This is a genomic window from Halorubrum sp. SP3, from assembly GCF_005435195.1.
GTDB classification, from domain to species: domain Archaea; phylum Halobacteriota; class Halobacteria; order Halobacteriales; family Haloferacaceae; genus Halorubrum; species Halorubrum sodomense.
This window is the reverse complement of the sequence record NZ_SGTU01000058.1, coordinates 1-1,568: the sequence shown is the minus strand read 5'-3', so window position 1 is coordinate 1,568 and position 1,568 is coordinate 1. Positions and strand designations below refer to the sequence as shown.

The following is a 1,568-nucleotide window of genomic DNA, read 5'->3' as shown; positions in this document are numbered from 1 at the left end:
GTTCAAAGTGGTGAATTCAGACGAATGGAGCGTTTCTCTCCTAGATTTTAATACGCGTGGGGTGGTGGAGAGTTCCTCAAACAGACACACACGAGATGGTGTGTACTGAACGATCGGACCTGACGAAATCTGAGGAGAACGAGTGACACGACTCACGCGCTATATTCGGCTCTGTTGAAATCCTCAACAGGTGATACATTCTGATCCGCTTGCGGTCAATACAGGGGCCTCACGTATCACTCAGTACTGCGTGGGATGTTTCCCAGTCGGGAGTATCTGTCAATACAAATATCCCCCGTCTGAATACAAGGTATGGACATGGATCTTGAACAGTTTCGCTATTACACTGCGTGGCACCACCACGCAAATCAGCGTTCTTACGAGGCTCCGGCCTCCCCGTGGAGGCTTCTCTCGGTGAGTCCAGCAGCAGTGGAATGGTACCATCCGAATCTTCAACTTAACTGGGGACTCGGTCGAGTGGAAGGTGGAGAGTGGGACGACACGAGCAACTGCTCGCATCTCCGAGACACTGTTATTTATCGCGGGCTCAGCGAGAGATTTCAAGAAAGCTACGCATGGGAAGATACAACTCTTTTCAAGTACGTAGCGGAGCAATTTGAGCAGCGTGAGACAGTGCGAGGGTATGAAAACCCATCAGAGTATGTGAGGGTTCGGTGTGCGTATCTCGATAATCTCTTCGAATCGATACGTGATGACGGGTACCGCTCGAATGCAGCCGCTTACCACGAAATGGCGACCGAGGATAACGAATTCGAAGATGCGTATGCGAATCATTTAGATCCGCTTGTTGCTATCTCTCGAACCGGTGAGATATACTGGGTAGAAGGGTACCATCGATTCGCAATTGCGTCAATTCTCGAACTAGAGGAGATTCCTGTGTACGTCTTGTGCCGTCATGAAGAGTGGCAACGTACGCGGGACGCCCTCTCCACTGAACCGTCCTCCTCACTCTCCTGTGAGTTGGAGAAATATGTCAATCATCCAGACACACAGGACATCGATGTGTAGAGTAGTCGGTACCCAATTTGCGCTCTGTATCTCGCACGGTTATCGAAACATCCCTCTGAGCTGGTAGAATTCTGAGTGGTCAATACGCACTCTTCAGCGACCAGGTCTTTCAGGCGAGAACATGTCTGTAGAATAGGATTTCAACAGAGCCCTATATTCAAGAAACCAGCGAGCACAGCGCCACAACGGAGAGGGTCAGCGAGGCCGGCCTCGTACTCACCCCGCTTAATCGCCCATTAGTTACACTGCTGGACACGCTACCACCGAGACGGCACCCAGAGATCATGAGCGACTCCGTCCCCCGGCACACGACTCGACGCCAGCAGCACGGACCACCTCGGTGACACCGTCCCCGACACATGAACAGCAACCGCAGTACGAGTGCCCCGTTTGTGAGGCACGCTACACCCAGGCGGTGTTTACGCGCGTCCATCTCACCCGGGCCGATGATGACGCCCACGACTCATGCGACGGGTTCGATTCGGACACGGTGATACGCGTCATGACAGCCGAGGGGACCACCGAACGGCAACCCGACA

The 1,568-nt window shown here is 53.2% G+C and carries 1 protein-coding gene; it reads left to right on the top strand.

Annotation, left to right across the window (positions count from 1 at the left end):
- Positions 1–318 precede the first annotated feature (318 nt).
- Positions 319–1,029 (top strand): hypothetical protein, encoded by a 711-nt coding sequence (locus tag EXE42_RS20290; protein WP_241988405.1) that lies wholly within the window; start codon positions 319–321, stop codon positions 1,027–1,029.
- The last annotated feature ends 539 nt before the right edge of the window (positions 1,030–1,568 follow it).

Coding starts and splice junctions, on each gene's coding strand:
- EXE42_RS20290 (WP_241988405.1), top strand. CDS start 319: ATGGATCTTGAACAGTTTCGCTATTACACTGCGTGGCACCACCACGCA.